Origin of the sequence: Fulvivirga aurantia, from assembly GCF_009711475.1 — a bacterium.
GTDB lineage: Bacteria > Bacteroidota > Bacteroidia > Cytophagales > Cyclobacteriaceae > Fulvivirga > Fulvivirga aurantia.
In genome coordinates, this window is record NZ_SMMD01000627.1 from 1 (window position 1) to 4,814 (window position 4,814).

At 36.1% G+C, this 4,814-nt stretch carries 6 protein-coding genes; 3 read left to right on the top strand and 3 right to left on the bottom strand.

The genetic code is table 11. The features are described from left to right. A partial coding sequence (locus tag E1176_RS20920) for a hypothetical protein (protein ID WP_222933095.1) occupies window positions 1-188 on the top strand: 188 nt, incomplete at its 5' end. Window positions 189-231: 43 nt separating this feature from the next. Here the strand turns inward: E1176_RS20920 and E1176_RS05990 are convergent. Beyond that, window positions 232-957: a GIN domain-containing protein gene (locus E1176_RS05990; protein ID WP_185152658.1), complete on the bottom strand. Its 726-nt coding sequence runs from the start codon at window positions 955-957 to the stop codon at window positions 232-234. A gap of 76 nt (window positions 958-1,033) precedes the next feature. On the opposite strand from E1176_RS05990, the gene E1176_RS05995 reads away from it, so the two are divergent. Together E1176_RS05995 and E1176_RS06000 are read left to right on the top strand one after the other, a co-directional pair. Beyond that, window positions 1,034-1,708, top strand: a complete 675-nt coding sequence (locus E1176_RS05995; RefSeq protein WP_155209655.1) for an alpha/beta hydrolase family protein — start codon at window positions 1,034-1,036, stop codon at window positions 1,706-1,708. 94 nt (window positions 1,709-1,802) lie between these two features. After that, on the top strand, window positions 1,803-2,579 hold the full coding sequence (locus E1176_RS06000; RefSeq protein WP_155209656.1) for a hypothetical protein: 777 nt from the start codon (window positions 1,803-1,805) through the stop codon (window positions 2,577-2,579). 58 nt (window positions 2,580-2,637) lie between these two features. Here the strand turns inward: E1176_RS06000 and E1176_RS06005 are convergent, their stop codons facing one another. Together E1176_RS06005 and E1176_RS06010 are read right to left on the bottom strand one after the other, a co-directional pair. Further along, the gene (locus E1176_RS06005) at window positions 2,638-4,209 is read right to left on the bottom strand and encodes a GAF domain-containing protein (RefSeq protein WP_155209657.1); all 1,572 of its coding nucleotides are present in this window, start codon (window positions 4,207-4,209) and stop codon (window positions 2,638-2,640) included. Between the two features lie 91 nt (window positions 4,210-4,300). Beyond that, on the bottom strand, window positions 4,301-4,814 hold a 514-nt coding region (locus E1176_RS06010; protein WP_425482559.1), incomplete at its 5' end, for a sodium:solute symporter family transporter.

Genomic DNA, 4,814 nt, shown 5'->3' on the forward strand with positions numbered 1-4,814 from the left:
CTAAAGGGAAATATGAGGTCTTCACTAAGGAAAAAATAGATAGTACTCCAAACGAACGTACACCAAGTCGGTCTACATGTGAAAACTGGAAGAAAATACCAAATGCAACATTTGAAGTGAGCGGAAATGAACCAATTGCTTTCACAATACACAAATCGTGTAACCCTTGCGAAGCTCCTGCCATGTGATTAGACAAAATGAGAAAAAGACCATAGCTCAAATGGTCTTTTTTTATTCTCTAATCACACGGTTTTCACCTATCATCAATGCTTTTCTAATTAAGGGTGCACCATAAATAGTAAAGTCAGATTCACCGATAGCGCTTATTTTCATTTGTTGATCTGCAAATAGATGAATATCACTTTCTCCTATACTACTCACCTTTGACTTAGGAGACATTACTTTCTCACAAAACACTTTATTCTCCCCTATTAGTTTGACTTTTTGCCTTTTAGTACTGCCACCATTACATGTCAATTTATTCTCACCAATTAAAACAAATTTTGACTTTTCACTTTTTACACCATCAAATAAAATATCGGTAGCGCCATAAGCTTTTAAAACAAACTTATTTTCGATCTCCATTTCTCCTAAAACAGTGATTTTTTCCTCACCTCTAATTTCTATTCGTTCAAGGTCCACGTAAGTAATCACAGCTTTGACTAAAACATCGTCACCATACATAGGGTACTTCTTACCAAACGAATCTTTTTGATATCTGGTGGTGATCTTGGCTTCCTCCAGATAAACGTGCAAAGTGTTATTCTTAACATTCAAGTGCACTCTATCTTCCGCGACCCCGATAGATTGCCAATTGATTTGTTCTTTGTCACCTTTTTTAAGTACAACTTCGATTTTCGGACTGATGATAAGCTTACTAAAGGGCATTAGAGTCGATTGCTGTGCCATCGCAGGACAGACAACCAAAAATAGGAACAAGAAGAATGAGGTTTTCATGGTTTTGTAGTTTGAAGATTTATAATTTAGAGATGCGTAATAATTAAAAAAGGTTGCACACTTATTTTTCATAAAATTGGCTTACTCTGTACACGATATCACGATTGATATTGACGTTGATCCTGGGACCCTTAGTGGTCTTCTTACTATTCCCACACCCTTAGAAGCGCTAATCGTTCTTTCTCACGGAGCTGGAGCCGGTATGAAACATAGTTTTATGGAAGAGCTTTCAGAAAGTTTGGCCAATAAAAATATTGGGACACTTAGATTTAATCTTCCTTACATGGAAATGGGGAAGAAACTTCCCGGATCACCTAAAAAGGCTATGCATGGAATAAAGAAAGCAGCACAACAAATGTATCAGCAATACCCTCACACCCCCATGTTCCTGGCTGGTAAATCTTATGGAGGAAGAATGTCATCAACTCTGATGGCTGAAGACTCACTTCACTTCATTCATGGTGTAGTTTTTTATGGCTTTCCACTGCATGCTCCAGGTAAGGCATCAAATACTCGAGGTGAACATTTGTTTAAAGTGCAAAAGCCTTTGTTATTCCTACAAGGAGAGAAAGACAAACTGGCTCAATTAGATCTTATCGAAACACTTACATCATCATTGGGTGATGCCACTTTATGTAAGTATCCTCATGCAGACCATTCTTTTAAAAGACCTAAAAAAATATCATCTGAAAGTTTAATTGATCAACTCGCTTCAGATACCGCCAACTGGATTAAAAGAGAAAATATTTAGGTCCGGAGTTTACTTTTTACATGATTAAGGTATAAACCTCAGAAAATTATTAAATCATAATTAATTCTACACATATTTAAATTTCACAAACACTATGAAAATTGTTAACAAATTGTTTCTATTGGCATTGGTTGCTGTCTTAGCTACTGCATGTAGTAAAGATGATGAACCTAGTCCTGACCAACAACTAGAACAAGCTGCTCTCGCATTCGACCAGGAAAATCCACCAATAGAGATTCCTTCTTCAATTGCTTCGTCAAACTCTGAAGAAGCAAAGGCTATTAACTCGTTTATGGAGCAAGTGAACACTTTGACTAATCATTCTTATTATTTTGAAGTTCCTGAAGGAGCTGAAAAATCTACAAAACCAATTAATACAAACGGGAGAACCTCTGCTACAAAAGAGAATGTAATAGTGTACACCTGGACTTCAAGTGATGGTCAAGGCAATTCCATTACAGTTGCTTATCAAATCAGTGAAGATGATTTATTTTATTATTTCGAATATTTCATGAATTACAATGATGATGGATTTATTAGTGTAGTTAAAGGAGCAGAAAGTAAATCAGATCTTATGGAGGGCTATCTTGAAATATTTAGTAATGCTAATAATGATGGTTCTTCCGCATTAAGATATCAATGGAAAGAATCAGCTGATGGATCTTTTACTTTTGATTACTTCATTTTTGACTCTAAGCTAAGTCTCGTTGTTAACGCAGACGGATCAGGTACTCTTCAATCCTTTAGCGGTGATGATAATGGTGGTTATGTAATTGAAGTTGAGTATACCTGGAATGCAGAAGGTACAGCAGGTACATTTACTCTATATGATCAAGGAGAAGTTTCTACAACAGGTGATTGGACTTCTTAAACAACAAATTATTTGATAAATGAAAGGTGTTCGCAAAAGCGAACACCTTTTTTTATGGTTATTCCTTTTCTACTTGTTGTTTAAGTTGCTCATTCTCGGCTTCCAAATCTCTAATTCTCCTAGACATGTCTTCCTGAGTGGCTTGTAGTTCTTCAGTATTTTGTCTCAACTCTTCCTCCTGGCTCTGCAACTGCTCGGTGAGTTCGTTTGACTCTGCTACAATTTTATTTAAGTTTTTATTGTTTTTAGCAGTGCTTACTGCAGAGGCTATATTTTCACATACGTCTGATAAAAATTCTCTCACATGTTCCGGGTATGCCTCAAAAGACGCTACTTCTATTACGCCTTCAACCTTTTCATTAGCTATCATGGGTTGAACGTAAATATATGTAGGGTTTGCCCGCCCTAATCCTGAGGTTATGTTTACGTAATCCTGTGGTATTTCTTTTAGATATACTTCTTGTTGTTCCAAGTATGCTTGACCAACTAACCCCTGACCTGGTTCTATAGTCTTTTCCATAAACTTGGTTCTGTCATAGGCATACCAGGCCATCAAGTCCAGCTTAATATTCTCAGCATTTTCTTCATTGAGTAAGAATAAATTACCTTGAATTGAACCAGTGTATTTAACAAGATCTGTAATAAGGTTTCGGGTTAACTCATCAAGGTCATTGGCATTTTCCTGAATGATCGTATTGAACCTGGTAAGGCCGGTATTCGTCCAATCTCTAATCTTACCCTGATCGGCAACTTGTTTTAGGCTGCTTCGCATCTCTGCCAATGATTCTCCAAGCTCGCCTTCATTGTTGAATACTGACAAATCAGTATCAAAATTTCCTTTTCCAACTTCAATAGCGAATAACTTTACTGTTTTTAGATTATCCACCAGTTTAATTAAGGCTTGCTCTATCAAGCTTAACTCATTGTTTGACTCTTCAATTTTCTCTGGCAAGTTTCCTTCAGCAATAACACCGATATCTGCCTTTAACTTATTTATGCCTTTTTTGATTTTTCTACTTGTGCGATTAATAACCAAATACAAACCAAAAAACATCACAACCAATACCGCTAATGCGAAGTATTTATAATTATTAAGGTTTTCGAATACATTTACCAGCTTATCACCATAATTGTCGAAGTTATAATCATTGATGGCCTTTGCCGTTAAACCATATTTATTCAGCATTGGCAGGTATTTATCCCTCAACAATGCATCTTTATCACTAGTAGTAGAAAACTGGGAGTAGGTAGATTGAATCTTTTTAAACTGCGATTCCATATCTTGAGCCATAATATAAAACTGCTCATCCTCGAGTAATTTAGAATATTTTATGATCGCAGCAAGGCGATCGGGCAGTTTTTGAAACAACTTATGCTCAGCCTCTTTTTTATCTTCTTCATTACCAAATTTTAGATATGCCTGAAAGTAATTAGCGTGTCTGTTGATATCAACATTTGACATCTGAGCATTGTATATGAGAGGCTCTCTCTTCTTAGTGTAATCATCATTGATCTCTACAACAGCATTTATATATATGAGTGCAGAAACTATAAGTATGACACTAATTAGCGCTGCTATTGCATATATTAGTAAGAAACTGAACTGAAAAGACTCCTTATTTAATTTCATTGCCACCGGTAAAACTTGTCCAAAGACGAATTTAACGAAAAATCAAGAGGCTAGAAAGAAAGAGGTCATTTCAATGGGTAATTAAACCAGATCAACTGCTTTTTACTTTGGATACTGCCTGAATTAGTAGGCCTATGATCACAACCAGGAGACATCCAAAAGCATTATACCATAAAAACCCCATGGTAAACACTCCGGCACTGTCTATCACATTTAAATAGTGAATGAGGATGATTATTGCCTGGCTAATAATTGCAGCTATAAAGACTGCATTGGCTTTTATATACTTAAAGAAAAATGCAACTACAAAAATACCTAATACAATAGGGTAAAATAATGAGCCTATTAAATTTACAGCCTGAATTAGGTTCTCGAACAACGATAAATAGGAAGCGAATATAATGGCTAAAATACCCCATGCCAGAGTAAACAGTTTAGAAGATTTTAGATAGTGTTGGTCCGAAGCCCCCTTTTTGATCTTTCTTTTGTAAAAGTCTATTACCGAAGTAGAGCCAAGTGCATTGAGCTCTGATGAAGTAGAAGACATGGCAGCAGAAAAGATCACAGCAAATAAAAGACCTATGACTCCGATTGGGAGGTTATTC

Bases quoted from the DNA above. Each gene is read 5' to 3' on its own strand.
- E1176_RS05990 (WP_185152658.1), bottom strand. From the start codon at position 957: ATGAAAACCTCATTCTTCTTGTTCCTATTTTTGGTTGTCTGTCCTGCG.
- E1176_RS06000 (WP_155209656.1), top strand. From the start codon at position 1,803: ATGAAAATTGTTAACAAATTGTTTCTATTGGCATTGGTTGCTGTCTTA.
- E1176_RS06005 (WP_155209657.1), bottom strand. From the start codon at position 4,209: ATGAAATTAAATAAGGAGTCTTTTCAGTTCAGTTTCTTACTAATATAT.